Source organism: Mesorhizobium qingshengii (genome assembly GCF_027563465.1).
Classification (GTDB): Bacteria; Pseudomonadota; Alphaproteobacteria; order Rhizobiales; family Rhizobiaceae; genus Mesorhizobium; species Mesorhizobium qingshengii_A.
Genome location: NZ_JAPFQA010000017.1, coordinates 36,268 through 61,731, shown reverse-complemented (window position 1 = coordinate 61,731; position 25,464 = coordinate 36,268). Strand labels below are relative to the sequence as shown.

Here is a 25,464-nt window from a genome sequence, read left to right as displayed (position 1 = left end):
GGCATCGAGCGGGTACGGGGCGAAAACAAGTCGGTATCACCTGTACGAGAGGCAAATCCATGTCGATGACCAAACCCCAGGTCTGCGTGATCATCGCGGCCCGCAACGCGGCGCCGACAATCGCCGTCGCCATCGCGTCCGCGTTGCGCGAACCGGAAGTGGCGGAGGTCGTCGTCGTCGACGATGCTTCCACCGACGACACCGCGACAGTCGCCCGATCCGCCGACGACGGCAGCGGCCGGCTCACGGTGATGCGTCTTGATGTCAATCGCGGTCCTTCCTTCGCCCGCAACGCGGCGATCGCCGGTTCAAGGTCGCCGTTCATCAGCATTCTCGACGCCGACGACTTTTTCCTCGAAGGCCGGTTTCGCAACCTGTTTGCTGGCGCCGACTGGGATTTCGCGGCGGATAACATCATGCTCATCCGGGACGATGCGACCGGCGACGTGACGAAAATCGTCGCCCCGCAATTTGCCGCCGAGCCGGAATTCCTCGATTTCGAGCGCTTCGTCGAAGGCAACATCTCCAGGCGACGGGTGCAAAGGGGCGAACTGGGCTTCCTCAAGCCTGTCATCAGCCGTGCCTTCCTCGACCGCCACGGGTTGCGCTACGACGAGAGCTTGCGCCTGGGCGAGGACTATGAACTCTACGCGCGCGCCGTCGCCCGCGGGGCACGGTTCAAGGTCATCCGCTCATGCGGCTATGGCGCCATCGTCCGCGCTGATTCGTTGAGCGGCCGTCACAAGACGCAGGACCTGGAGCGCCTGGCCGATGCGGACCTGGCGTTGCTGGCGATCGAAAGCCTGCCGGAAGGCTCGAAAGCGGTGCTGAGGCGGCACGAGCGGCACGTGCGCGACAAATACCGGTTGCGCAATTTCCTCGACGTCAAGGCCGAGCGGGGGCTGGCATCGGCCGCGGCCTATGCGCTGGCCAGTCAATCCAACCTCGTTCCCATCGTTCGTGGCGTTGCCGCCGACAAGCTCGAGTCGCTGTTTCGCCGCGCCGGCTTCGCCTCGAAACGGAGCCATGTGCCGCCATTGCGTTTTCTGATGGCCGGAACCAGCCCCGGCAAGGAGCGTTGAGGGTCTCCGGCGCGTCCGGTTCGTCCGCCAGTGCCGGCTGGTCGTTCAAACCATTTCGGACGGATTTATGAGTTTACGAATTGGGTGGTTGCCTCATGGCTCCGGGGATGGCAGTCTATGTTGCGGTGCAGCAAATTAGACGACCAACCGAACTGGCCCCCGATCGGATTGGTCTGATGTCTCTCCCGTCAGAGGAGCAGGACGATGCAATTTCTTGAGCCCCGGTCGCGGGGATCGGCCAGAAACCCGGCCTGGAAGCCGGCGATGACAGGAACCTGAACTCATGGCCTCGATATTCGGCTTCAGATCAAGGGATCCGGCCCGCGACCGGCAAACCGACGGTTCGCGGCTCGATCGTCTGGCAAGGCTTTTCGAGCAGATCGCGGCCGAGATCGAGGCCGAGAGAGCCGGACTTGAGAATCGCTATCGGACAAAGGCGACCAACGCTGCCTTCCTGGTCGAGGCGATGGAAAACGGCTCCGCCTCCGACCGTCGGTCATCCGAGGTCAGCGCGCTGACGGAGTCGATCCTGAACTGCGAGCGCCGCATCGCGGCGCTGTCGCGCCAGAACGGCATGATGAAGGACCTCCGTCATTCGCTGGACGTGGTCTTCCACGAGGATGGCGCGTCCGATTCGGCCACCCCGGCCGAATTCGCCAAGCCGGCAGGCGCCGGCAGGGCGTAAGAGTGAAGGCTCGGGAACTGTTGCAACAGATTTGATGCGAGGCAGGAAAAGCAATTCGGGAGGGTCACGCAGGAGGTCAGGGTTGGCCCGTTCAGGAGCGGTTCGAATGTCGACTTTGGGTTGGGGGAAGCACAGCACAAAGGTGAGTTTGGTATGAATTCGGGTCCGAAAGCTACGTCCACCATCGCAACCGGCGGGACGCCGTTCACGCCTCAGGCCAGGCAAGCCGGCTTCAGGCGGCTGAGGTCGATCAGCGCGTTTCTGCTCGCCGCTCTCGGCAGCCTGTCGACGACCTCTTCCCATGCCCAGGACATACCGACGTCGCCATCATTCGTCGACGATTTCAAAAGCTTCGATCGTGCGCGCTGGTATGTTTCCGACGGCTGGAACAACGGCAGCCATCAGAATTGCACCTGGTCGAAGGGCATGGTTCAGCTTTCCGACGGCGTGCTGTCGCTCGGCTTTGAAAAGCAGAAGCTGAAGGACCGCGACTTCGTCTGCGGCGAGATCCAGACCAAGCAGCGCTTCGGCTACGGCACCTATGAGGCGCGGATAAAGACCGACACCGGTTCCGGTCTCAATGCGGCGTTCTTTTCCTATATCGGCCCCACCGACAAGCAGCCCTGGGACGAGATCGACTTCGAGATCCTGACCAAGGACACCTCCAGGGTGCAGGTCAACACCTATATCGACGGCAAGGGCAAGAACGAGAAGCTGGTCGACGTCGCGGGCGGTACCGAAAATGCCTTCAACGACTACGCTTTCGTTTGGCAGAAGGACAGTTTGCGCTGGTACGTCAATGGCCAGCTGGTCAACACGATCACCGATCCGGCGAAGCTGCCCACCCATGCGCAGAAGATCTTCTTCAGCCTGTGGGGCAGCGACACGATGAAGGGTTGGATGGGTGCGTTCGCCGATCCTGGCCGCAAGCTTTCGCTGCAGGTCGAGCGCGTAGCCTTCACCGCGCTCGGCGAGCCCTGTCAGTTTCCGGAATCGCTGGCATGCAGCGTAAAGTAGTTGGGAAAGTCGAATTGAACTGGCCGGACCGAAAACGGTCCGCCGCCTTGAATGGGAACGAAACCGAATGAATTTGACGGTGTTTGGAATTGGCTATGTCGGTCTCGTGCAGGCGGCGGTGCTTGCCGAAGTCGGCCACCAGGTGGTGTGCGTCGACATCGACGCAGCCCGGGTCGAGCGGCTCAACCAGGGTCTCGTGCCGATTTTCGAGCCGGGGCTGGAGAGCCTCGTCAAGGAGAACCACGCCGCAGGTCGCATCAAGTTCACCACTGATGCCGCCGCTGCGGTCAGGCATGGCGAGATCCAGATGATCGCGGTCGGCACGCCGCCCGGCGAGGATGGTTCGGCCGATCTCAAATATGTGCTGGCGGTCGCCGAGACCATCGGCCGGGAAATGGACGCGCCCAAGATCGTCGTCGGCAAGTCGACCGTGCCGGTCGGCACCTGCGAAAAGGTAAAGGCCAGGATCGCCGAAACGCTGAAGAAAAGGGGTCGCGAGGACCTCGCCTTCGACGTCGCCTCGAATCCGGAGTTCCTCAAGGAGGGTTCCGCGGTCGCCGATTGCATGAAGCCGGATCGCATCATCGTCGGCACCTCGAGCGAGGGCACCGAGGCGGTGATGCGCGAGCTCTACGCGCCGTTCAACCGCAACCACGAGAAGATGATCGTGATGGACGTGCGCAGCGCCGAATTCACCAAATACGCCGCCAATTGCATGCTGGCGACCAAGATCAGCTTCATGAACGAGATGGCCAACCTGGCCGAGCAGCTTGGCGCCGACATCGAGGAGGTCCGCAAGGGAATCGGCAGCGATCCGCGCATCGGCTACCATTTCATCTATCCGGGCCTCGGCTATGGCGGCTCGTGTTTTCCAAAGGACGTGCGGGCGCTGATCAAGACCGCCGAGGGCGTCAAGTTCGACGCCAAGCTGCTGCGCGCCGTCGAGGAGCGCAACAACGACCAGAAATCCGTGCTGTTCGACAAGGTGAATCGCTATTTCAAGGGCAATCTCAGGGGCAAGACCTTTGCGCTGTGGGGTCTGGCCTTCAAGCCCAACACCGACGACATGCGCGAGGCGCCGGCGCGTGTGCTGATGGAAGCGCTCTGGAAGGCCGGCGCGACTGTGCAGGCCTATGATCCCGAGGCGATGCAGGAATGCCAGGCCATCTACGGCCTGCGCGACGATCTGCTGTTGTGCGGCACCAAGGAAGCGGCACTGCGCGGCGCCGATGCGCTGCTGATCGCCACCGAATGGAAGAGCTTCCGCGCTCCATCCTTCGACGCGCTGAAGGACGCGCTGACCACGCCGGTCATCTTCGATGGCCGCAACCTGTATGACCCCAAGGTCGTCGCTCGCCACGGCATCGAATACCACTCGATCGGCAGAATCGCGGCGTGAGGCCGGACGTGGAGAGCCGGAACCGGAATCTGGTAGGCGCGCTCGGCGCGGAAAGGACTTTTGGCTGATGGTGCTGGACGTAAGGCCCGAGCAAATCACCAGGGATCATTTCGATCTTGTCGCGATCGGTTCCGGCTTCGGCTCGGCCTTTTTCCTGCACGAGTTCGCCAAGCGGCGAAAGGCACGCATTCTGGTTCTGGAGTGGGGCCGTCACAACACCCATGAATGGCAGCTCGACCAGAACGCCAACACCGATATCGATGACGAAACGACCTACAAGACCAATTCCGACAAGCCCTGGAACTACACGATCGGACTGGGTGGCGGAACGAACTGCTGGTTCGCGCAGACGCCAAGGTTCCATCCCAATGACTTCAGGCTGAAGACCACCTACGGCATCGGCAACGACTGGCCTATCAGCTATGACGATGTCGAGCCGTTCTACTGCGACGCCGAAGACATCATGTCGATTTCAGGCGATCCCGACATGGCGGCGATGCTGCCGCGTTCACGGCCGTTTCCGCAACCGCCACATCGCATGTCGACACCGGACCGGATGATGAAGGCGGCACAACCCGGCCAGCATTTCGTCATGCCGACGGCACGGGCGCGGGTGCCGACCGCGCAGCGCACTTCGTGCTGTGCCAACCTGCGCTGCTGGCTGTGCCCGGTCGACGCGAAATTCACGGTCAACAACGGACTGATGCATGTCTTTGAGCATCCGGACGTTTCGGTCTGCCTCGGTGCCGAAGTGCGGCGGCTCGATCATGTCGGCGGAACGGTCCGTTCGGTCACTTTCGTTCATGGCGGCAAGGAATACCAGGTCAGCGGCGACCTCTTCCTTCTCGGCGCCAATGCCATCCAGAGCGCGGCCATCATGCTGCGATCCGGTCTGGGCGACGAATTCGTCGGGCGCGGCCTGCACGAATCCTACGGCTGGAATTTCGAGGTCTATCTCGACGGTGTCGACAATTTCGACGGCAGCACCATCACAACGGGGCTGAATTTCGGCCTCTATGACGGTCCGCACCGATCGGAGCATGCGGCCGCACTCGTCTATTTCGAGAACCGCTGGCAGCACGGAATGCGTGCCGAAGAGGGGCGGCTGCGCCAGACACTGCCGCTTGTCGTGGTCACCGAAAACCTGCTCGATCACGAAAACTTCGTCACGCTCGATGAGGATGACAATGCCTTCGTAAGCTTCAAGGCGCCATCGGACTACGCGGTCAAAGGCATGGCCCGGGCGCTGGAGAAATTGCCTGGGCTGCTCGCCCCGCTGCCGGTCGAAAGGCTCTTCGACCGCGGCATCCGGCCGACCGAATCGCATGTCCAGGGCACGCTGAGAATGGGCACCGGACCTGCCGATTCGGTGATCGACAGCGGCATGGTCCATCACCGGCTCAGAAACCTGGTTGTCGTCGGCACCAGCACCTATCCAAGCTGCTCCTGCGCCAACCCGAGCCTGACCGCGGCAGCGCTGTCCTTGCGGGCGGCGAACCGCATGGCGTGAGAGGAGGGTATCCGATGACCAAAATCTCGCGACGCTCGGCTCTGGCCATCGTGGCGGGCGGGGTGATGTCGACGGGCATCGCCTATGCCGCGGTCTCCTCGTTTTCAGACGAGGACCTGGTTCGCGTCACGCTTGAAAAATATCTCGGCAAACTGAACATGCGCATCGAGCATCTGCAGCAGTTCGTGCTGGCGTTCCGCGACAGGAATCCGTGGATATTTCCGAGCGAGAAGCTGAGCGACGCGGTCACTCTGGTGGAGGAGCTCAAATTGGGCGCCGCACGCCGCCTGCTGCCCCAGCAGAAGCGGGAAGATCTGGTGCGTTTCGACCGTTGGGTCATCGCCGAATTCCATATGCTGACGGACTACGCATGGCGCAGTTCGCCTAACGACCCGATCCGGTTTACCGGCTGGCAATCCTGTACCAATCCCTTCGCCAATCTGGAGCCGCCGAAGCTTGCCTGACGTCGAAACCAGGCAGCGGATTTCGCCTGTTGCCTCTGAACGAAGAATACGAGAATGCGACAAGGAGCCGGTCCCATGAAAGTTCTTTTTGCCAGCGGCAATGGCTACCCGCCGGAGTTCGGCGGCGGCGTCCAGTCCAGCACCCATCATCTGGCTGAGCAGCTGATCGAGCATGGCCATGAGGCGTCGGTGCTCGCCGCCCTGTTCGGCGACGGCATGTTCGGCCTCAAGGCACGCGCCAAGATGAAGCTGCTGCGGCAACCAGCGGTCGTCGACAGCCACCCCGGCTATCCCGTGATCCGCGCGTGGTTTCCCTGGGAGGCGGCGGCCTTTGCCGTCGACAGGCAGAAGCCGGATGTGGCCGTGGTCCAGTGTCACAAGTCGGTTCCGATCGGCAAGGCGCTGCAGGCCGAGGGCGTGCCGCTGGTCGTCTATCTCCGCAATGTCGAGTTCCATGAACTGGGTGGCGATCTGCGGGAATTGCGTTCGGCGCTCTACATCGCCAATTCGGAATTCACCGCGCGCACCTACAGGAAAGAGTTCGGCATCGAGGCGGCGGTGATCCCGCCCACCATCAATCCGGCGCATTACAGCACCCCGACGACGGGCCAGTTTGTCACTTTGATCAACCCCTACGAGGAAAAAGGCTTCGAGCTTGCGGTGCGTGTTGCCGGCGCGTGCCCCGAAATCCCGTTCCTGCTCGTCGAAAGCTGGAAGCTGGAGGACGATCATCGGGCACGCATCGAGGAGACGATCACGCCGCTCGGCAATGTCACGCTCGAGAGCCGCACCAGCGACATGAAGACGGTCTATGGCCGCACCAGGATCCTGCTTGCCCCCAGCAAATGGGAAGAGGCCTGGGGCCGCGTCGCGTCGGAGGCCCATTGCAGTGGAATCCCGGTCGTCGGCTCGCGGCGTGGCGGTCTGCCCGAGGCGATCGGCCCCGGCGGCGTGGTGCTGGATTACGATGCTCCGCTTGCCGACTGGGTCGCGGCCGTCAGGCGGCTGTGGAACGACAACCAGGAATATGACCGGCTCTCGGGTCTCGCGCGCGGCTTCGCGGCGCGGCCCGAACTGGATCCGGATCGCCAGTTCGCCACCTTCTTTTCGATACTCGACAGGGCGGTACAGCAGCGCGCGCGGCAAGCGGCGTAAGGATGCTGGCAGTCCGGGTCAGGCCGGGCGCTTGACCCGGTTCTTCAGCGTCTCGTAGCCGCGCGCGCCAAGCAGCGCGCGGGCGATGGTCTTGGCGGCCGCCTTGCGCCCTTCCTGCGACTTGATCTGCCTCAGCCTTGCCGGCAGGTTGCGGGCCGCCTGGCCAAGTGCCGGCAGCGACAGCGCGTCGGGAAAGCTGACCATATGCGTTTCGACGCACAGCACCGGCTTGCCGGACAGTTCGGTGATCTTCAGCGCCTGCTCGTGCTCGCTCTCGATGAACAGGACGGCATTGGATTTGCGGTAGAAATCGGCCTTGAAACTGCCATGCGCGCCAAGCCGCTGCCGTTCCGCCTTGCTCGGCAGATCGAGCATGATCAACTGGTCGTATTTGATCTCGTGCCTGGCGAGCCAAGCCTCGGTGAGCGCGCGGTATTTCTCCAGCCGGCTGGTGACCAGCCAGCCGATCTTGTGGGTCGGCGCATGCAGAGGCCGCGCCTCGCTGAGGAACTTCTCGTAGACCGGTCCATCGTCGTTTTCGGCCTCGGTCGGATCCAGGCACAGCACGCCGTCTATGTCGACGCAGCACTGCGCCAGGAATTTGTGATGCATGAAGTTCCACTGGAACATGCGTGGATGCGGCACGACCTCGAAGACGAAGTCGGTCTCCTGGTGTTCAGGCTGCAGGCCGAACACCGCGGCAAAGGCGAAGTCCGCCTCGATACCGGCCGCCGCGATGCGGGCGCGCGCGTCGCGCATGGCATTGCCACCGGCGACGCTGTCGTCGATCACCAGCACCTTGCGCATTTCGGAGGCCTTGCGATCGAGCGCGGCGCGACGCTTGGTGACGCCCGAGGTGTAGATCCGTCCGGTCAGGAAGCTATCCAGGTCGGTCATCGGAATGTTGGCCGTCAGGCTCACCAGCGTCGCCGCCAGTATGCCGCTTCGGGGAACGCCGACGACAAGGTCGATGTCGCGGGGCAGCCGGTGAAGGTTCCTGACGATCGCGTCGTTCATGTCGGATATTGATCGATAGTGCATGAATCAGACCTGGAACTGGAGTGGATGTCCGTAGCTGTCGAAGGCGTCCAAATTATTGCGCCTCGCGAGGCGTCGCCGCGGGCGGTCTTGCGGGCAGCATTTTTAGCGCCTCGCGCAGGGCTTCGCGGCCGGAAGCGAATGCCAGCGCGATGACGATGGTGATGAGGTAGGCGAGGACGGCGCCGCTGGCCAAGGCAACGACATGCTGCTGCGGCAACAGCGGCTTGATGAACCAGATGCCGGCCAGTGCGAGATGGGCGCCAAGCACGAAAGGCGTTGCGGCGCGCAGCACATGGTGGGCCTGCAGCGGACCGCTCTTGCCGATATAGAGCCACAGGAAAGGCGTCCGCAGATACTCGCTGATCGCATAGGCGATCGCCACGCCCAGCGCGCCATAAGGCAGGCCGAGCATGAAGGCGAGTACCGAGGTCACGGTCGTTACGATGCCCCAGCGCATGAAGTCGCCGGAGCGGCCCTGGCTGACGAAAAGCCATCCCGCCGGGTTGTTGAGCGGCTGCAGCAGCCCGGCAAAGCCAAGTGCCAGGAAGATCGAGGCGCTTTCGCGCCATTGCTCGCCGAGCACGAACGGGATCAGCACGTCCGACATCGCGGTGGCGAAGGCGACACCGGGAAGCGCCACCAGCAGGATCAGCGGCATGACGCGCAGATAGGCGCTACGGTAGCGGTCCGGCTCGTCCTTCAGCCTGGAGAGCGCCGGCACCATCACCTTCGACAATGGATTGGTGATCTGGCTCAGCGGAAACAGCAGCAGCTTGTAGGCGCGGTCATAGAGGCCGAGCTGGGCCTCGCCCCAGTATTTTCCGATCAGCACATTGTCGAGATTTCGGGCAAAGAAATTGGCGAAATTGAAGCCTGTGATCCCGGCGCCGAAATTGATCAGCTCGCTGATTCCGGCGACCTTGCGCGGCAGGCTCGGACGCCAGCGCGAACTTGCCCAGTAGCAGAGCGTCGGCAGCACCGCGCCGGTCAGCGTGCCGGCAAACAGCGCCCAGTAGGAGCGGTCGATGAAGGTCCAGGCGATCGACACGGCGAGACCGGCCACAGCGCTGGCGACATCGATGATCGCGAGACGGCCGAACTGCATGCGGCGCGTCAAAAGCGCCAGATGCTGGGCGCCAAGCCCATAGGCCATGATCTGCAGCCCGAACGCGGCCACGAGGCCGGCCACGCGCGGCTCGCCGTAGAAGGCGGCGACCAGCGGAGCGGCGCCCGCGAGCACGCAGGCCAGGATCGCGCTGACGGCGACATTGATCCAGAAGAGGTAGTTTACCTCCTCATGCCTGATGCCGTTTTTCTGGATCGTTGCCTGGGTCAGGCCGAAATCCTGGAACAGCGCGATGAAGGCCAGCACTGGCGCGCACATCGCCACGACGCCGAAATCCTGCGGCGACAAGAGCCGCGACAGCACGATGACCGATAGGATCTGTGTCGCGACCCGCACAGACTGCGCCATGGCCGTGACAACGGCGCCGCGCCCGACCGATTTGCGGAGCGAGCCTTCTGGCGGATCGAATGCATTGGCTTCCAAATTCAGGATTCCTGATCTTTGCGCGGATTTCCGACCCTGAAAATCCACAACCGCCGCCAAGGACAAACTAGGGCATTAATTTTGCAGTGCAACAGAAAACGTGGATCGTCGCAGCAAAAATGTTGCGATGCAGCAAGAGCTGTACTAGCATTCCCGTGGGTGGGCCAACAGCGGTCGAGTTTTCATGCTGCATGTCTTGTACCTTGTGCACGACGTTTCCGACCCGGCCGTGCGCCGGCGGATCACGATGCTCAGGGCAGGCGGTGCCCGGGTCACGCTGGCCGGTTTCCGTCGCACTGCGAACCCGATCGCGGATATCGAGGGATTGCGGCCGATCGACCTTGGCGCGACGCGTGACGGCCGGTTCGGCCAGCGCCTCGCTGCGGTCGCCAAGGCGGCGGTTTCGATCGGCTCGAGGCTTGGCGGCATGCCGAGGCCCGATCTTATCATCGCGCGCAATCTGGAAATGCTGGCGCTGGCGCGGCGTGCGAAGTCGGCATTCGGTGCGCCGGTTCCGATCGTCTACGAATGCCTCGACATTCATCGCTTGGTGCTTCGCAACGATCTTCTCGGCAAGGCGCTGCGCGCCACCGAACGTTTTCTGGCCAGGGACGTGAAGCTGCTGGTGACCAGCTCGCCCGCCTTCATCGCCAATTACTTCAAGCCGTTCGGCCAGGTCGCGGCACCGATCGAGCTGGTCGAGAACAAATATTTCGAGGCCGCGGCGATTTTGCCCGGCGACTCCGAGCCGGCGCACGGCCCGGCCGGCCCGCCATGGCGTATCGGCTGGTTCGGCGCCCTGCGCTGCCGCCGCTCGCTCGAACTCCTTGCCGATTTCTCCCGCCGGATGAATGGGCGCTTCGAAATCGTGCTGCGCGGCCGTCCGGCGCTGTCCGAGTTTCCGGATTTCCATGGCTTTGTCGAATCCGAGCCGTGGCTGTCGTTTCGCGGGCCCTATCGCAATCCAGAAGACATGGCGGCGATCTACAGGGAAGTCCATTTTTCCTGGGCGATCGATTTCTTCGAAGCAGGGCAGAACTCCGAATGGCTGCTGCCCAACCGGCTCTATGAGGGTTGCCGCTTCGGCGCGGTGCCGATCTCGATGGGCAACACCGAAACCGGGCGTTTCCTCAACCAGCAGGATATCGGCGTCCTGCTCTCCCAGGCCACGCCCGAGGGTCTCGAGGCCGCGCTCGGCAAGATGGAGGAGTACCGCTTCGGCAAACTGAAGGCGCGTGTCCTTGCCCGCAACCCGAGGACGTGGAGTTATGATCGCAGTGATTGTCGGGCGCTCGTCGAGCGGTTGCGCAGCCTGACCACCGTGCCCGGTTCCTTCGCAGCAGAAGCGTTGGCATAGGATGGCCAGAGATGGACGTGGGTTGATGACGCAAACTGGAAAGCCATCATCCAGCCTGATCGTTGTTCCGTGCCTGAACGAAGCCGCCCACATCGGTGCGCTGCTCGATCAATTGCGCCCTTCGGCCGCAAGGCTTGGCGCCAGGATCATCGTCGCCGACGGCGGCAGCACCGATGGCACGCTGGCCATCGTCGAGGATGTCATTGCGAAGGATTCGCGCGTTATCCTGCTTCACAACAAGCGGCGCATACAGAGCGCGGCGATCAACCTCGCCGTCGGCACATTCGGCGAAGGCACGGACTATCTCATCCGCATCGACGCGCATGGCGGCTATCCCGACGATTATTGCGACCGCCTGGTCGAGGAAGCGCAGGCCACCGGTGCCGATTCGGTCGTTGTTTCGATGCTGACCAGTGGCAGCGGCGCCGTGCAGAAAGCGGCCGCCGCGGCACAGAACTCCAGGCTCGGCACCGGCGGCTCCAAGCACCGGCACCTTTCCGCGGGAGAGTGGATCGATCACGGCCATCACGCGTTGATGCGGATATCGGCGTTCGGGGCCGTGGGCGGTTATGACGAGACGTTCAGCCACAACGAGGACGCCGAGCTCGACTATCGGCTGCGACAGGCCGGCTACAAGATCTGGATGAGCGGCAAAACGCAGATGGTCTACTATCCACGCGCCTCGTTGAGCGGGCTTTATTTCCAGTATCTCGGCTATGGCCGCGGTCGCGCCAAGAATGTGCTGAAGCACCGGGTGATCCCGAAGGTCCGGCAGATGGTGCCGCTGCTGGTGTTTCCGGTCGTCCTGCTGGCGGCGTTCTCTTTCGTGCACTGGCTGGCGGCGGTGCCGCTTCTGCTGTGGGCGTCGGTGTGCCTGGGTTATGGCTTGTGGACGGCCATTCGCCAGCGCAATGCCGATATCGCGCTTGCCGGCGTCTCGGCAATGGTCATGCATCTTGGCTGGTCCGTCGGCTTCTGGCTGCAGCTTCTCGGCCTCGGCGCGCGGCGCGGGGTGGCGTGATGGCGGTGCCTGTCAACAACCGCAGCATCGACATCGGTGTCTGCACGTTCCGGCGACCGGAGCTGGCCGAAACGCTGCGCTCGCTGGCTGCCATGGACATGCCTTCAGGATTCGATGTCAGCGTTATCATCGCCGACAACGACGACACGCCAAGCGCCCGTGACCTGGTTACGGCGCTGTCGCGGGAACTGACGCTGCCGATCCACTATCGCCATGCCCCGGCGCGCAACATTTCGATCGCCCGCAACGCTTGCCTCGACGCCAGCACGGCGGATTTCGTTGCTTTCATCGACGACGACGAGACGGCTTCGTCGCGCTGGCTCGCCGAGCTGGTCGCGACGGCCGAATCGAGCGGTGCGGCCGCCGTGCTCGGTCCGGTGCGGGCGCGCTATCGCCCGGATGCGCCGGACTGGATGCGGCGCGGCGACTTCCATTCAACCTTGCCCGTCTGGGTGCGCGGCGAGATCCACACCGGCTACACCTGCAATGTGCTGCTGCGGGCCGGCGCCGACAGCCTGCGTGGCCGCCGCTTCAGCCTGGCGCGTGGTCAGACCGGCGGCGAGGATACCGAGTTCTTTGACCAGATGCACAAGGCCGGCGGCCGGATCGCCTTTTCGCCCGAGGCCTGGGTGGATGAGGTGGTGCCGCGCGCCAGGGCCGCGTTCGACTGGCTCGGCCGCCGTCGCTTCCGCGTCGGCCAGACGCATGGCCACCTTCTGGGAGGTAAAGCCAGCGGCATCGGCCTGGTCAAGCAGGTCGGCCTGGCGTCGGCAAAGGCCATATATTGCTTCGCCTCGGCTATCCCGGTTGTCGTCAGCCCGGTTCGCAGGAACCGCAGCGTGCTGCGCGGCATCATGCATGTCGGCGTCGTCAGCGGCCTCGTCGGCATCCGTGAAATCCGCCTCTACGGCCAGCCTTCGCCAAAGGAAGGAGGCAAGCGTGCAGCCTGACGTCTCCTTTGTCATCGCCGCCTACAACGCCGAGGCAACCCTCGACCGGGCGATCGCCAGCGCCATTGCCCAGAAAAACGTCAGCGTCGAGATCATCGTCGTCGACGACAAGTCGCGCGACGCGACGCTCGATGTGGCAAGGGCCTATCCGCGGGATATCGTTCGTGTCGTCGCCCTGGCCAGCAATCGCGGTCCCGGCGGCGCCAGGAATGCCGGCCTCGACCTCGCCCGTGGCAGATGGATCGCGGTTCTCGATTCCGACGATGCGGTCTTTCCGGACCGTATCGCCACCATGATCGCCCGCGCCGAAAGGGCGGATGCCCAGATCGCCGTCGACAACCTCCAGGTCATTCGCGAGGACGGTGTCGTTGAAGACGCTATGTTTCCGACGCGCTATCTGGAGAGTTTGAGTGAAATCTCGCTGGCCAGCTACATCGCCGGCAACATCGTTTTCGAATCGAAGTTCAATCTCGGTTATCTCAAGCCGATCTTCCAGCGCCGGTTCCTGGATGAAAACGGACTTCGCTATGATGAAGAACTGATCATCGGCGAAGACTACATCCTGCTTGCCGACGCCTTGGCCAACGGTGGCAAATGCGTGGTCGAGCCGACGATCGGCTATGCCTACCATATCCGCAGCGGCTCCATCTCGCGCGTGCTCGAGCTTCATCACGTCGAGGCGATGCGCAAGGCCGATGCCGTGTTCGCACAGACCCATTCCATGGATCCAGCCGCGCTGGCCGCGTTCGCCCGGCGCGGCCGCAGCCTGCGCAAGGCCGCATCGTTCCTGTCAATGGTTCAGCACATCAAGGCGCGGTCCCCGCTCAAGGCGATCCGGACGGCGCTCAGCGACCCGGCGGCGGTCAGGCATATGGGCATGCCGATCGCCGTGCGGTTGCGAAGAGTAGCGGCACAGTTTGCCGTGGGGGCGGGGAGGTGAAGATGCAGGCACATGGAGGGATTTTTCGTGGCCTGTGAATGGACTGAAGTCGATCTCCTCAGAAGGAATTTGCAATGAAGAAAATCAGGAAGGCCGTGATACCGGTGGCGGGGCTTGGAACACGGTTCCTGCCGGCGACCAAGTCGATGCCGAAGGAAATGCTTCCCGTCGTCGATCGGCCCGTCGTGCAATATGCGGTGGACGAGGCCTTCGAGGCCGGCATCGAGCACATCGTGTTCGTGACCGGTCGCAACAAGGCGGTCATCGAGGACTATTTCGACCTGCATCCGGAACTGATCGGAACCCTGGAGCAGACCGGGAAGAAGACCCAGTTGGAGGCACTCGAAAGCATGCTGCCGGTGGCCGGCGCCACCAGCTTCATTCGCCAGCAGTCGCCGCAAGGCCTCGGCCACGCCGTCTGGTGCGCGCGCGAGGTTATCGGCAACGAGCCCTTCGCCCTGCTTTTGCCGGACATGGTTTCGTTCGGCGGGCCCGGATGCCTGGCCGAGATCACCGACCTCTATGCCCAAACCGGCGGCAATGTGATCGCCGTCGAGCGCTGCGATCCGACCGAGACCAACAAATACGGAATCGTCGGCCGTGGCGCCGATGTCGGCGGTGGTTTCGAGGTGACGGCGATGGTCGAAAAGCCGGCGCCAGCCAACGCGCCGTCGAACTTCTACATCAACGGCCGCTACATCCTGCAGCCCGAGATCTTCGCGTTGCTGGGCAATCAGCAGCGTGGCGCCGGCAACGAGATCCAGCTCACGGACGCCATGGTCCGCCTGTCGCAGGACCAGCCGTTCTTCGCCCAGCCTTTCAAGGGCCGAATGTTCGACTGCGGTTCCAAGGAAGGGTTCATCCAGGCCAACATCGCCTTCGCTTTGGCGCGCGACGATATGAAGGGCCCGGTTTTCGAGATGCTTCAGGAGTTCGTCCGGTCGCATGAACGCCAGGAAGAAGCCGCATAATGCCCATCTTTCGGGAGTATTTTCAGATGGCTGATGGCGCGAGGCGATAGCCCGCGCTGTCTGGCATGAAGCTTGCGTTGCTTTACGCATGCTCCCGATCTTCGCGGCGCCTGCAAGCCAAAGCATGATCCCGGAAAGTGGGTACCGGTTTTCGGAAAAGATCATGCTCAAACAAACAGATAGAGCCCCATCCCGACCATCGGGATGGGACAGGCTCTGGAATTGGACCGAAGATGAATTATGCCAACTTTCCTCTCGACAAGAGGATGCCATTGCCGAATTCAGACGCAGGAGACGGCGAAGACTTCATCGATATCGAGCGGCTGCTTGGCATGGCCGCACGGCAGGCCAAGGTGGTTGCCGTGTGCGCCATCATCGGTCTTTTCCTGGGCCTGCTCTATCTGCAGACCACGCCGCCCAAATATGTATCGATCAGCAGCGTGCTGATCGACGAGGGATTGAACAAGATCGTCGATGACATCTCGGCGACGTCGACGAGCATGCAGACCGACTCGGCCATTCTGAGCCAGATCGAAATTCTGACGTCGTCGCGGCTCGCCGCCGTGGTCGTCGACAAGCTGAAGCTCGACCAGAACGATGCCTTCATGAACCCTCCCGTGTCGGCGCTGGCGAAGGGCATCGGCTTTGTCAGGAGCATAGTCCAGTATGTGCATCCCAGCTCTCCCGTCGGGGCCATGGGCGACATTACCAAGGTCGACGCGGCCACGCGTGAGGCGATGATCGCCACGGCCCGCCGCGACTATGCGATTCTCAAATTGCAGAGCGAGGTTCGGGCGGAGCGTGTCGGGCGGAGTTTCGTGATCGCCCTCGGCTACCAGGCGACCGACCCGGGACTGGCAAACGCGGTCACCAAGGCCTATGCCGATGCCTATCTCGCCGATCAGCTCGATGCCAGCTTCGACGCTACCGAGCGGGCGGCTGTCTGGCTGCAGGGCCGGTTGACGGAATTGCGCGAGAGTTCCCAGGCGGCCTCGCTGGCGGTCGAAAAATTCAGGGCCGACCACGGACTGGCCGCCAACAGCGATGGCCAGCTGATGAGCGACAAGCAGCTCTCGGACCTGAACGCCCAGCTCATCGTGGCGCAGGCCGATACCGCACGCGCCAGTGCCCGCTACCAGCAATACAAGGCGATTATCGATAGCGGTTCGGAGAATGCCTTCAAGGATGCCGCCATATCGAGCGACCAGCCGAGCAGCTCGGTCATCGCGGCGCTCAAGACCCGCTATCTCGCTGTCTCCAAGCGGCTGCAGGACGTCGAGGCGAATTTCGGCCCCCAGCATCCGCAGGCGCAGGCACTCACCAAGGAGAAGGCCGACATCTCGACGCAGATTTTCGGCGAGCTCAAGCAGCTGACCGAAAGCTATCGCAACGAGTATGAAGTGGCGCTGGCGCGCGAGACCGCGCTCAGGGCCAATGTCGCGGCGGCGCAAGGCAAAAGCTCCATCGACAACCAGTCGCAAGTCCAATTGCGTGACCTGGACCAGAAGGCGACGGCGCTCACCACGCTCTACCAGACATTCCTCGGCCGTTACGAGGAAGCCGCGCAGCAGCAATCCTTCCCGGTCGGCAAGATCCGCATCATCTCGGACGCCTCGATGCCGCTCGCCGCGTCAAGCCCGCGTACGATCGTCGTGCTGGGACTTTCGCTGGTGCTCGGCATGCTGATGGGCGCCGGCTTCGGCGGCCTGAATGAGTTCAACGAACGCTTCTTCAGGACCGGCGATGATGTGCGCGACCGGGTCGGTCTGAAATTCCTCGGCTATCTGCCGACGATCGGCGGCAAGCTCGGCAAGGAAGACCAGCCGGGCGAAACCCAGCTGGATGCCAAGACCGCCAAGTCGCTGTCGGCCGCCGAAAGGCGGGCGCGCATGCGGGTCAGCATCGATTCGCCCGCGTCGATGTTCTCCGAAACCTTGCGCAGCGCCAAGATCGCCTTCGACGTCGTGATGGAAGGGCAAGGCAGCCGCGTCATCGGCGTCATCTCGGTCCTTCCCGGCGAGGGCAAGTCGACGGTCGCGGCAAATCTCGCCGGATTGCTTGCCGCCAACGGCGCCAGGACGCTGCTGATCGACGGCGATCTGCGCAACCCCGGCCTCAGCCGCGGTCTTGGCATGGAGGCCGAGCAAGGCTTGATGGAAGCGGTGGTGAGCGGCCAGACCTGGCAGTCCGTCGGCAAGATCGACCGGCAGACGAAGCTGGCGATTGTCCCCGCCGTATTGCGCGGTCACTTCTCCCACACGAGCGAGCTTCTCTCCTCGGCCGGGATGCGGCGCTTCATCGAGAACGCCAAGGAGACGTTCGAATACATCGTCGTCGATCTGCCGCCGCTCGGACCGGTGGTCGACGCCAAGGCCTTCGCGCCGCTGGTCGACGGTTTCGTGCTTGTCACCGAGTGGGGTCGTACGCCGCGCGCGATGGTTCAGTCGCTGCTCAACGCGGAGCCCTATATCGCCAACAAGATCATCGGGGCGGTGTTGAACAAGGTCGATCTGAAGAAACTGGCCAAATACGGAACGTTCGGAGGTTCGGAGAAGTTCTTCGATAGATATTCGACCTACTATCTGGAAAAATCCGAAGTGCGCAGCAAGGCGGCCGTCTAGTGCATGCCGCTCAAAAGCGGCCCCCGGTTTGGGACAGCGACATGCATGGCAACAAAGACTTGAAGCGCGCCGCATGAAATCCGCTGCGATGCGGCGCGCGTTGATCAGGAGAAGATCAGCCTGCCCTGCTTGTCGGCGATCCTGACGGCCGTCAGACGTCCGCTCTGGAAGGCGGCGGTGTCGATGCCGAGCCGTCGCCCCTCGAGTTTCGGGATGTCCACCGGCGTATGTCCGTGCACCACCCAGCGGTCGAGCAGGTGCGTTGCCTCGAAGAAATCCGAACGAATGTGAAGCAGGTCCTGGTCGGCTTGTGCCGCGAGGTCGACGCCCGGTCTGATGCCGGCGTGGACGAACACGAACTTCCTGGAACGGACCATGATCGGCAGCCCGCGCAGGAAGCTGACATGTTCGGCGGGAATGACCTCCCTTATGCGCTGGTCGATCCGCGCGTTGCCCTCGTAGAGCCTGGCAAGGCGCGCCGGGTCGATGCCGTAGGAAAACAGGGTTTGCAGGCCGCCGGTCGCCAGCCAGGATTCACGGGACAGGTGTCCGTCGAGATAGTTCAGCATCGCGACTTCGTGGTTGCCCGCAAGGCAGATGCGCTGGAACCCCTTCGGCGGCGGCGCCAGAAGGTGACCGAGCACCCGCGCCTACTGTAGCCCCCGGTCGATATAGTCGCCCAGCATGATGATGATCTTGCGGCCCTGGAAACGTAGCGAATCGAGCAGGATCTTCTGCTCCAGCGAGCGGAGTTCCTTGTAGCAGCCATGCACGTCGCCGACCGCGTAGACGACGGTGTCCTGCATATCGATGTCGAGGCGCGCTCGCTGCGCGATACGGGGTTTTCGCTGGAACAAGGTCACGGGAGGAGCGTCTCGATGTCGAAGGTGCGCGGTCATGCGCAGGGCATGAATGCCTGTATCATGCCTGAAGCGAAAAACTCCGCAATGGCGGCAAATGCGGTCCCGCCGAACCGCTTGAGCGGCCGCGTCGGCGCGCGGCCCGACCTGCCAGCCGATGGCTATCAGGCTGCCTTGAGACGATAGCGAAAAACGATGTGGTCGAGCAGCTGCCGGATGCGCGGCTCGGCCTCTGTCGCCACCAGCCAGCTTGCCGCGATCATCGTCGCGCCGATCGCGGCCATCGACAAGAGATGCGGCAGCCCGGCGCGGACCAGGACGCCGAGCATGGCGGCGCCGACGACGTCATGCAGCAGGTAGAGCGGATAGGTCATCAGGCCGATGCGGCGCCAGCCGCTCCAGGACAGATCGAGCCGCAGCGACCACGCCATCAGCGCGATCGCGGCGAGGAAGATGAGGATTGGTGGCGCCAAGGGCATCTGCTGCCCGACCTTCAGCATATGAACGTCGACCGAACTGGCGATCTGCAGGACGCCGCCGCCCAGGAACAGGGCACAGAAGGCAAGGCGAGCGGCCGTCACCGCCTTGAACCGCATCAGCCACAGCATGACGCCGGTTGCGAAGAAAACCCCGTGATGCACCAAAAGCAGGTCGAGCGAGCGTGTCTCGGCGAGGCCGAACCAGTCCAGCGGATAATAGAGGCACCAGAAAAGCGTGCTGATCAGCCCGATCGCGATGGCCACCACTTCCATCAGATGGAAGCGGCCAAGCAGCAGCAGGATCCAGACGACAGCATAGAAGGCGATCTCGATACCGAGCGTCCAGTAGACGCTGTCGACCCATGGGCCGTAGGGGACAAACAGGCCAGTGCGAACCAGCCTGGTGACCGCATCGGTCGGCCAGCTCAGGCCGACGATCAACAGCACCATTGCGGTGATCGGCGCACAGATCCAGACCGCCGGCGCCAGCCGCTTCACCCTTGCTTCGAAAAAGCGCAGGGGCGTCGACTTCTCGGCGCTGAAGGCGATGACGAAGCCGCTGATGACGAAGAATATCTGGACGCCCACCCAGCCGGATTCGACCCACGCGCCTATTTCCGGATGCGCGGCAATGCCGCCCGTGGCCCGCGCCGAAACGCCGTCCGGGAAGGCCCACACCCAGAAGCCATAGTGGTAGACCATGACCAGTACGGCGGCGAGAAACCGCAGGATGTCGACGCCGCCAAATGTGATCTTCTGCTGAGCCATGCGAACCTTGTCGATGGCCCCCCGCCATGAACCCTAGGGCGCATTGCTGCATTGCACAATAGAAGTATTGCTTACCGATGCCGGCCACGCCTTCCGCGAGGCGGCGCATGCACGCAGGTCCGCCGCCAACCGCGCCGGCTGTTCAAAGCCCGATGCCGCGCTCCTTCAGGGCGGCGGTGATCTCGTCGAGAATGACAGGGTCGTCGATGGTCGCCGGCATCGCCCATTCCTCCTTGTCGGCGATCTTCTGCATCGTGCCGCGCAGGATTTTGCCGGAACGCGTCTTCGGCAGGCGCTTGATCGTCACCACCGTCTTGAAGGCGGCGACCGGGCCGATCCGCTCGCGCACCAGCCTCACCACCTCGCTTTCGATGGCGCCGGTATCGCGCGCGACGCCGGCATTGAGCACGACGAAGCCGAGGGGGATTTGGCCTTTCATCTGGTCGGCGATGCCGATGACGGCGCATTCGGCGACGTCCGGATGCGCCGACAGCACCTCCTCCATGGCGCCGGTCGACAGCCGGTGGCCGGCCACATTGATGATGTCGTCGGTGCGGGCCATGACGAACAGATAGCCGTCCTCGTCCATCATGCCGGCGTCGGCCGTCTTGTAGAAGCCGGGGAACTCGTCGAGATAGGCTTGGTGAAAACGCTCATCCGCATTCCACAACGTTGGCAGGCAGCCGGCCGGCAGCGGCAGCTTGACCACCACATTGCCCAGCGTGCCGCGCGGCACTTCGTGACCGGCATCGTCGAGCACGCGGATGTCGTAGCCCGGCATCGGCACGCCGGGCGAGCCGTATTTCACCGGCAGCAGGCCGAGGCCGGCCGGATTGATGGTCATCGGCGAACCGGTCTCGGTCTGCCACCAATGGTCGATCACCGGCACGTTCAGCTTCTGCTCCGCCCATTTGATGGTTTCGGGGTCGGCGCGCTCGCCGGCGAGGAACAGCGTACGGAACGTCGAAAGGTCATATCTGGGAATGAATTCGCCCTTCGGGTCCTGCCCCTTGATGGCCCGAAACGCCGTCGGCGCGGTGAACAACGCGACGACGCCGTGTTCGGCGATCACCCGCCAGTAGGTGCCGGCATCGGGGGTGCCGATCGGCTTGCCTTCGAACAGGATGCTGGTGCAGCCATGCAGCAGCGGCCCGTAGACGATGTAGGAATGGCCAACCACCCAGCCGACGTCGGAGGCCGCCCAGAACACCTCGCCCGGCTTGACGCCGAACTCGTTTTCCATCGTCCACTTCAGCGCGACCATGTGGCCGGCATTGTCGCGCACGATGCCCTTGGGCTGGCCGGTCGTGCCCGATGTGTAGATGATGTAGAGCGGATCGGTGGCCAGCACCGGCACGCAGTCGACATTGGCGCCGGCGGCGCGCTCGCGGGCGACAGCGTCGGCATAGTCGATGTCGAAATGGTCCTTCAACTCGCAGCGCAGCTGGTCGCGCTGCAGGATCAGGCAGGCGTCCGGCTTGTGCCTGGAGATATCGATCGCCTTGTCGAGCAGCGGCTTGTAGGCCACCACACGGCCCGGCTCCAGGCCGCACGAGGCCGAAATGATCAGCTTCGGCTTGGCGTCGTCGATGCGGGTGGCAAGCTCATGCGAGGCAAAGCCGCCGAAGACGACCGAATGCACGGCGCCGATGCGGGCGCAGGCAAGCATGGCGAAGGCCGCCTCCGGCACCATCGGCATGTAGATGATGACGCGGTCGCCCTTGCCGATGCCGCGGTTCTTCAGCACCGAGGTCAGCGCGACCACCTCGCGCTTCAACTCGGCATAGGTGAACTTCCTGACCGTTCCGGCGATGGCGCTGTCATGGATCAGCGCGATCTGGTCGGCGCGCCCGCCCGCGACGTGGCGGTCGACGGCGTTGAAGCAGGTGTTGCAGGTCGCACCGGTAAACCAGCGTCCATAGACGCCTGCCGTGGCGTCGAACACCTTGTCATAGGGCGAGTACCAGTCGATGGCGACAGCCGCATCCGCCCAGAACTTCTCCGGATCGCGTTTCCAGCCGTCATAGACCTCGTGATAGCGTGAAGCCATCCGTACCCTCCCCAGGAACGATTTGCCGTCCTTGTGAATAGCCTATGCTGTTTTTTCCGGCGATGTCTCCTGCATTTTCGTCTGAGCCGGTCTCGTCTTCACCTCGGATGCGTGGTGTCGTGAACCGTGGCCGTGACGGGGAGGACGAGAACGAACGCGCCATCCGTGGTCGGCCAGGCGCCGAAGGCCGCGCCGACCAGTCCTTGAAACGCACCCAACAGGACGCTGCCCAGCAGCGTCCTGTTGGGTGCGTGAAGGTCGATTGGACGTGAAGCGGCTCATCGTTTCACGGAAACGCGAACCGCCCGATCTCCTTGATCCGACGCAATTCGAGACGGAAAACGGTTTCACGCTTTCCCGGGATTGCTCTACAGCGGCAGAGCCATAAGCATCAGGCCAACACCGCCGGCGATCAAAATCGCTGCCGCCAGGGCTTTTCGATGACGTTCGAAGCTCGTCGGAGCCCGCTCCCAATTGTAACGCATACTCTATCTCCCCAAGACCCGCGGCTTCCTTACCTTACTTAGGGGAAGAAAAGCAACGGCCCTGCCCGGACTGCTCGCGGGTAAGCCACTGCTGCCGCGACTATTTCTGGGACGATTCCCATCGAGATCCGGCAGCGGCGCGATATCGATCCGCGGCAGCGGGCATCAAGCTGGGCGATGCCAGGGAAGGTGGAACTGGCCAGCCAATGGACAGCGCCCCACCACCGCGCTATCTGATTTCGGGGTTTTGCATGGCTTGGTGGGTTCGTGATGGAAATTGCCTCTGGAACTGTTCTGCGGCTGGCGGACGACGCCTCGGTTCAGCATGCCGGCGATGGTGCCGTCGTGCTCTTGGCGCGCAGCGGCCAGCTCTATACGTGCAACGGCACCACCGAGGCCTTCCTCGACAAGGTCGATGGCGCGCGCAGTCTCGACCAGATCGTCGACCTGCTTTGCGAGGAGTTCGAGGTCGACAAGGGCACGCTTGATCAGGACATGGCGGCGCTGGCCACGGATCTGGTCTCGGAAGGTATCCTCGCCGCCCCAGGCGCTTGATGGCTAAGGACACCCGCGTGATGGCTAAAGGTGCCGCATGATGGCTGACGGTCCCCTCCTGCGCGCCCTGTTTCGCTGCCATCTCTGGGCGAGCGCGCGGCTGCTGCCGGTCCTGGTTGGCAACCGCAGCTTCGAGGACGTGCTCAAATGGGCGCCGCTCGCCTCGTCGACGCCCTACCGCGGCTTGCCGTCCGCCTACGTCGTCGCCAGCGTCAACCGCACCGTGCGCCATCCCTGGCTGATGCGCGACCGCAGATGCCTGAGGGAGGGTCTGCTTGGCCATCGGTTCCTGCGCCTCGCCGGCTTCGATCCGGACCTGCGCTTCGGGGTTGACCCGAAATCGATGCAGGCGCAGCGCATGTCGGCGCATTGCTGGGTCTGTCTCGACGGCAGGCCGGTGGTCAGCGACAGCCTTCCCGGCATGGTCGAGATCTATCGCCACCATGCCGATGCCACAAAGGTGCGTCCCGCTTGACCAGACCTTCAGCCTGCTATGGCCTCAACGGCCAGATCCTCGGCATATCAGCCGAGGGTCCCGAACTATGGCGGGACTTCGACCGGATGCTGGCCAGCCTGCGGATCGCAGGTCCGATCGAGCCGGATTTTCGCCTTGATATCATCGAGACCGAGGCCCTGGACGAGGCGCCGGATGGCTCCCCCGTCTTCGACGGCGAAATCCCGGAGGATGGCTACTGCCGGATGATCGAGGACGGTGGCACCGTCCATCTCGTCTTTCCCGAACGCCAGACCGTGGCGATCAATGGTGAGGAAGGTTGGGCCCAAATCCGCATCCGCCCCAATGCGAAAGCCGCCTGGACGCCATCGATGCTGGTGCTCGACGCCGCGCTCGACGCCGGCGGCCAGCATATGCTGCACACCGCGGGCCTGACACTGCCGGAACACGACGACGTCGTGCTGATCCACGCCCCGAGCGGCACCGGCAAGACCACGACGTCGCTGGCGCTGGCAACGCATGGCTTCGGCCTGTGCTCCGACGATGCCATGATCCTGGACGCGGCAGCCACAAGGCCCGTTGCCTGGGGACTGCCGCGCCACGTCAAGATCCACCAGAAAACCGCGCGGATGATCCCGCAGGTGTCGCCATGCCTCGGTCCGTCATGGGACCGCAACGGCGAACAGGCCGTCTCGCTCGAGCGGTTGAGCGAGATTGTACGAATCGAAAGCCCAGCCGCCAGACCGGTGGCGGCACTTCTCCACCTCGCGCGGTCCGTCGACAGCCAGACCCGGCTTGTGCCCATGGCCCGGACCGACGCGATGGTGGCGCTGGCGATGGACAATGTCCGCACGGGCATGACCGGCCTGCTACCGCTGCAGAAACGCCGGCTGGCAACGATCGCCGGGCTGGTCTCTTCGGTGCCGACCTTCAGGCTGGAAGTTGGCGCGCGTCCGGCCGACGCCGCGGCGCTGATCAGCGATACCCTGAGGGCACGGGACTGATCAGGCCCGTCAGGCGGCGTACGGTCTGGCCTTGGCCAGCCGCTGGATCCATCGGAAGGCATCGCGGCGCAGCCGCGAGCCGATCTTCTCCCTGGAATTGACGCCGAGCAGCGTGTTCGTGGTGATCAGCCGTCTGGCCAGTCGTATCGACAGGTCGGGCTTGATCCGGCCCGCGAGTTCAAGCGCGCGCTGTTCGTCGAACAACTGGCCGGTCACATTGAGCACAATCGCCAGTTCAAGCTCGATGCCGGTCATACGGGCAGCGTCGAGCAGGCGGGCTTCCGAATCCGGCGACCGCAGCGCCCGCACGCCTTGCAGCACGTCGACGCAAAGCTGCAGCCGGTGGAATTTGTGCCCTCCGGCGGCGTGCACGATGGCGATCGTCAAAAGCGCGGCCGGTGTGTCTGATGCGTCGCCGTCGATGACGCGCAGTTCCTTGAACCCCAGTGACAGGCGCCGCCGCATGCCAGTATCATGCACCAGGTCGCCATGCAGTTCGATCAGCAGGCTCGAATTCTCCTTTTCGAGCCATTTGAATTCCTGCAGCGAATAAGATTCGGCCTCGTTGCTGCCAAGCTCGAAGCCGCAGGATGCGATCACCTGGTTTGCCAGCGACAGGTTGGCGGGTTCGACGAGGATGTCGATATCGGTGAATGGCCTGTCGGAAATGTTGCGGTAGAGCTTGCGCGCGAAGACCGGTCCCTTGACGATCCGCGCTGGAATGTTTTCCGCGGCGAGGCCCTTCATGATGCGGTCGCCATGGTATTGCAGCAGCATCGACTGGCCGGTGGTGATCGTCGCCTTCTGGCGCAGGTCGTCAAGCTTGTCCCGCAAGCCGGGGTCCGGTGGCAGATGCGCGTCTCCACGCTCCTGGAGCTTGCGCAGCATGATCGGCAGGACGCCATGGAATTCGGCGTTGTCGAGCAGCGCCGTCAGCGTCCTTGCCGACAAATCTTCCCCGACTGTCGCGGCCTCCGGATCGGCGTAGCGCAGCATCAGCTTTTCTTCGGCAGAGGTGAGAGATGGCAGCATCAACCGGACAATGTT

The 25,464-nt window shown here is 63.4% G+C and carries 24 protein-coding genes; 17 read left to right on the top strand and 7 right to left on the bottom strand.

What is annotated here, in order from left to right; genetic code table 11:
- The first annotated feature begins 59 nt into the window (after positions 1-59).
- The 7 genes from OOJ09_RS26485 to OOJ09_RS26455 all read left to right on the top strand — a co-directional run bounded on the left by OOJ09_RS26485 (position 60) and on the right by OOJ09_RS26455 (position 7,312).
- Entirely contained in the window at positions 60-1,082 is a 1,023-nt protein-coding gene (locus OOJ09_RS26485; protein WP_269908023.1) for a glycosyltransferase family 2 protein, read from the top strand.
- Positions 1,083-1,365: 283 nt separating this feature from the next.
- The gene (locus OOJ09_RS26480) at positions 1,366-1,767 is read left to right on the top strand and encodes a hypothetical protein (RefSeq protein ID WP_269908022.1); all 402 of its coding nucleotides are present in this window, start codon (positions 1,366-1,368) and stop codon (positions 1,765-1,767) included.
- Between the two features lie 153 nt (positions 1,768-1,920).
- Positions 1,921-2,784: a family 16 glycosylhydrolase gene (locus OOJ09_RS26475; RefSeq protein ID WP_269908021.1), complete on the top strand. Its 864-nt coding sequence runs from the start codon at positions 1,921-1,923 to the stop codon at positions 2,782-2,784.
- Between the two features lie 67 nt (positions 2,785-2,851).
- Positions 2,852-4,183 carry a UDP-glucose dehydrogenase family protein gene (locus OOJ09_RS26470; RefSeq protein WP_269908020.1) on the top strand — a complete coding sequence of 444 codons (1,332 nt, stop codon included), beginning with the start codon at positions 2,852-2,854 and terminating at the stop codon, positions 4,181-4,183.
- Positions 4,184-4,250: 67 nt separating this feature from the next.
- Entirely contained in the window at positions 4,251-5,693 is a 1,443-nt protein-coding gene (locus OOJ09_RS26465) for a GMC oxidoreductase (RefSeq protein WP_269908019.1), read from the top strand.
- Positions 5,694-5,707: 14 nt separating this feature from the next.
- Entirely contained in the window at positions 5,708-6,157 is a 450-nt protein-coding gene (locus OOJ09_RS26460) for a hypothetical protein (protein ID WP_269908018.1), read from the top strand.
- 75 nt (positions 6,158-6,232) lie between these two features.
- Complete coding sequence (locus OOJ09_RS26455) at positions 6,233-7,312, top strand: glycosyltransferase (RefSeq protein ID WP_269908017.1); 1,080 nt, start codon at positions 6,233-6,235, stop codon at positions 7,310-7,312.
- A gap of 18 nt (positions 7,313-7,330) precedes the next feature.
- On the opposite strand, the gene OOJ09_RS26450 is transcribed toward OOJ09_RS26455, so the two are convergent.
- Both OOJ09_RS26450 and OOJ09_RS26445 read right to left on the bottom strand, forming a co-directional pair.
- Positions 7,331-8,353: a phosphoribosyltransferase family protein gene (locus OOJ09_RS26450; protein ID WP_269908016.1), complete on the bottom strand. Its 1,023-nt coding sequence runs from the start codon at positions 8,351-8,353 to the stop codon at positions 7,331-7,333.
- A gap of 52 nt (positions 8,354-8,405) precedes the next feature.
- A complete protein-coding gene (locus tag OOJ09_RS26445; protein ID WP_269908015.1) occupies positions 8,406-9,902 on the bottom strand; it encodes a lipopolysaccharide biosynthesis protein in 1,497 nt (498 codons plus the stop codon).
- Between the two features lie 184 nt (positions 9,903-10,086).
- Here OOJ09_RS26445 and OOJ09_RS26440 point away from each other — a divergent pair, with 184 nt between their 5' ends.
- From OOJ09_RS26440 to OOJ09_RS26415, 6 genes are all read left to right on the top strand, one after another.
- The gene (locus tag OOJ09_RS26440; RefSeq protein WP_269908014.1) at positions 10,087-11,259 is read left to right on the top strand and encodes a glycosyltransferase; all 1,173 of its coding nucleotides are present in this window, start codon (positions 10,087-10,089) and stop codon (positions 11,257-11,259) included.
- Positions 11,260-11,284: 25 nt separating this feature from the next.
- On the top strand, positions 11,285-12,280 hold the full coding sequence (locus OOJ09_RS26435; protein ID WP_269908013.1) for a glycosyltransferase family 2 protein: 996 nt from the start codon (positions 11,285-11,287) through the stop codon (positions 12,278-12,280).
- Positions 12,280-13,230 carry a glycosyltransferase gene (locus tag OOJ09_RS26430; protein ID WP_269908012.1) on the top strand — a complete coding sequence of 317 codons (951 nt, stop codon included), beginning with the start codon at positions 12,280-12,282 and terminating at the stop codon, positions 13,228-13,230. Before OOJ09_RS26435 ends, OOJ09_RS26430 begins: the two co-directional genes overlap by 1 nt.
- A complete protein-coding gene (locus OOJ09_RS26425) occupies positions 13,220-14,170 on the top strand; it encodes a glycosyltransferase family 2 protein (protein WP_269908011.1) in 951 nt (316 codons plus the stop codon). The genes OOJ09_RS26430 and OOJ09_RS26425 overlap by 11 nt, the downstream gene beginning before the upstream one ends.
- 74 nt (positions 14,171-14,244) lie before the next feature.
- Positions 14,245-15,141, top strand: a complete 897-nt coding sequence (locus OOJ09_RS26420; RefSeq protein ID WP_269908010.1) for a UTP--glucose-1-phosphate uridylyltransferase — start codon at positions 14,245-14,247, stop codon at positions 15,139-15,141.
- 233 nt (positions 15,142-15,374) lie between these two features.
- On the top strand, positions 15,375-17,762 hold the full coding sequence (locus tag OOJ09_RS26415) for a polysaccharide biosynthesis tyrosine autokinase (RefSeq protein WP_269908009.1): 2,388 nt from the start codon (positions 15,375-15,377) through the stop codon (positions 17,760-17,762).
- Between the two features lie 104 nt (positions 17,763-17,866).
- On the opposite strand, the gene OOJ09_RS26410 is transcribed toward OOJ09_RS26415, so the two are convergent.
- Positions 17,867-18,406, bottom strand: coding sequence for a serine/threonine protein phosphatase (locus tag OOJ09_RS26410; protein WP_333474486.1), 540 nt, complete (start codon positions 18,404-18,406; stop codon positions 17,867-17,869).
- Between the two features lie 6 nt (positions 18,407-18,412).
- On the bottom strand, positions 18,413-18,625 hold the full coding sequence (locus OOJ09_RS32010) for a metallophosphoesterase (protein ID WP_333474485.1): 213 nt from the start codon (positions 18,623-18,625) through the stop codon (positions 18,413-18,415).
- A 15-nt stretch (positions 18,626-18,640) separates the two neighbouring features.
- Between OOJ09_RS32010 and OOJ09_RS26405 the strand changes: the two genes are divergently transcribed.
- Entirely contained in the window at positions 18,641-18,808 is a 168-nt protein-coding gene (locus OOJ09_RS26405) for a hypothetical protein (protein ID WP_269908008.1), read from the top strand.
- Here OOJ09_RS26405 and OOJ09_RS26400 read toward each other — a convergent pair.
- Positions 18,787-19,869 (bottom strand): acyltransferase family protein, encoded by a 1,083-nt coding sequence (locus tag OOJ09_RS26400; protein WP_269908007.1) that lies wholly within the window; start codon positions 19,867-19,869, stop codon positions 18,787-18,789. The genes OOJ09_RS26405 and OOJ09_RS26400 overlap by 22 nt on opposite strands.
- 142 nt (positions 19,870-20,011) lie before the next feature.
- Entirely contained in the window at positions 20,012-21,919 is a 1,908-nt protein-coding gene (locus OOJ09_RS26395; protein ID WP_269908006.1) for a propionyl-CoA synthetase, read from the bottom strand.
- Between the two features lie 755 nt (positions 21,920-22,674).
- Between OOJ09_RS26395 and OOJ09_RS26390 the strand changes: the two genes are divergently transcribed.
- From OOJ09_RS26390 to OOJ09_RS26380, 3 genes are read left to right on the top strand one after another with little or no spacing between them, the layout of a single operon-like run.
- On the top strand, positions 22,675-22,959 hold the full coding sequence (locus OOJ09_RS26390) for a PqqD family protein (RefSeq protein WP_269908005.1): 285 nt from the start codon (positions 22,675-22,677) through the stop codon (positions 22,957-22,959).
- A 40-nt stretch (positions 22,960-22,999) separates the two neighbouring features.
- The gene (locus tag OOJ09_RS26385; RefSeq protein ID WP_269908004.1) at positions 23,000-23,434 is read left to right on the top strand and encodes a lasso peptide biosynthesis B2 protein; all 435 of its coding nucleotides are present in this window, start codon (positions 23,000-23,002) and stop codon (positions 23,432-23,434) included.
- Complete coding sequence (locus OOJ09_RS26380; RefSeq protein WP_269908003.1) at positions 23,431-24,417, top strand: serine kinase; 987 nt, start codon at positions 23,431-23,433, stop codon at positions 24,415-24,417. The genes OOJ09_RS26385 and OOJ09_RS26380 overlap by 4 nt, the downstream gene beginning before the upstream one ends.
- A gap of 9 nt (positions 24,418-24,426) precedes the next feature.
- Here OOJ09_RS26380 and OOJ09_RS26375 read toward each other — a convergent pair whose 3' ends face one another.
- Positions 24,427-25,449, bottom strand: a complete 1,023-nt coding sequence (locus OOJ09_RS26375; protein WP_269908002.1) for a nucleotidyltransferase family protein — start codon at positions 25,447-25,449, stop codon at positions 24,427-24,429.
- Between the last annotated feature and the right edge of the window lie 15 nt (positions 25,450-25,464).

What these genes read in the sequence shown, in the direction of transcription:
- OOJ09_RS26485 (WP_269908023.1), top strand. Translation starts at nt 60, where the DNA reads ATGTCGATGACCAAACCCCAGGTCTGCGTGATCATCGCGGCCCGCAAC.
- OOJ09_RS26480 (WP_269908022.1), top strand. Translation starts at nt 1,366, where the DNA reads ATGGCCTCGATATTCGGCTTCAGATCAAGGGATCCGGCCCGCGACCGG.
- OOJ09_RS26475 (WP_269908021.1), top strand. Translation starts at nt 1,921, where the DNA reads ATGAATTCGGGTCCGAAAGCTACGTCCACCATCGCAACCGGCGGGACG.
- OOJ09_RS26470 (WP_269908020.1), top strand. Translation starts at nt 2,852, where the DNA reads ATGAATTTGACGGTGTTTGGAATTGGCTATGTCGGTCTCGTGCAGGCG.
- OOJ09_RS26465 (WP_269908019.1), top strand. Translation starts at nt 4,251, where the DNA reads ATGGTGCTGGACGTAAGGCCCGAGCAAATCACCAGGGATCATTTCGAT.
- OOJ09_RS26460 (WP_269908018.1), top strand. Translation starts at nt 5,708, where the DNA reads ATGACCAAAATCTCGCGACGCTCGGCTCTGGCCATCGTGGCGGGCGGG.
- OOJ09_RS26455 (WP_269908017.1), top strand. Translation starts at nt 6,233, where the DNA reads ATGAAAGTTCTTTTTGCCAGCGGCAATGGCTACCCGCCGGAGTTCGGC.
- OOJ09_RS26450 (WP_269908016.1), bottom strand. Translation starts at nt 8,353, where the DNA reads ATGCACTATCGATCAATATCCGACATGAACGACGCGATCGTCAGGAAC.
- OOJ09_RS26440 (WP_269908014.1), top strand. Translation starts at nt 10,087, where the DNA reads ATGCTGCATGTCTTGTACCTTGTGCACGACGTTTCCGACCCGGCCGTG.
- OOJ09_RS26435 (WP_269908013.1), top strand. Translation starts at nt 11,285, where the DNA reads ATGACGCAAACTGGAAAGCCATCATCCAGCCTGATCGTTGTTCCGTGC.
- OOJ09_RS26430 (WP_269908012.1), top strand. Translation starts at nt 12,280, where the DNA reads ATGGCGGTGCCTGTCAACAACCGCAGCATCGACATCGGTGTCTGCACG.
- OOJ09_RS26420 (WP_269908010.1), top strand. Translation starts at nt 14,245, where the DNA reads ATGAAGAAAATCAGGAAGGCCGTGATACCGGTGGCGGGGCTTGGAACA.
- OOJ09_RS26415 (WP_269908009.1), top strand. Translation starts at nt 15,375, where the DNA reads ATGAATTATGCCAACTTTCCTCTCGACAAGAGGATGCCATTGCCGAAT.
- OOJ09_RS26405 (WP_269908008.1), top strand. Translation starts at nt 18,641, where the DNA reads ATGTCGAAGGTGCGCGGTCATGCGCAGGGCATGAATGCCTGTATCATG.
- OOJ09_RS26400 (WP_269908007.1), bottom strand. Translation starts at nt 19,869, where the DNA reads ATGGCTCAGCAGAAGATCACATTTGGCGGCGTCGACATCCTGCGGTTT.
- OOJ09_RS26395 (WP_269908006.1), bottom strand. Translation starts at nt 21,919, where the DNA reads ATGGCTTCACGCTATCACGAGGTCTATGACGGCTGGAAACGCGATCCG.
- OOJ09_RS26390 (WP_269908005.1), top strand. Translation starts at nt 22,675, where the DNA reads ATGGAAATTGCCTCTGGAACTGTTCTGCGGCTGGCGGACGACGCCTCG.
- OOJ09_RS26385 (WP_269908004.1), top strand. Translation starts at nt 23,000, where the DNA reads ATGGCTGACGGTCCCCTCCTGCGCGCCCTGTTTCGCTGCCATCTCTGG.
- OOJ09_RS26375 (WP_269908002.1), bottom strand. Translation starts at nt 25,449, where the DNA reads ATGCTGCCATCTCTCACCTCTGCCGAAGAAAAGCTGATGCTGCGCTAC.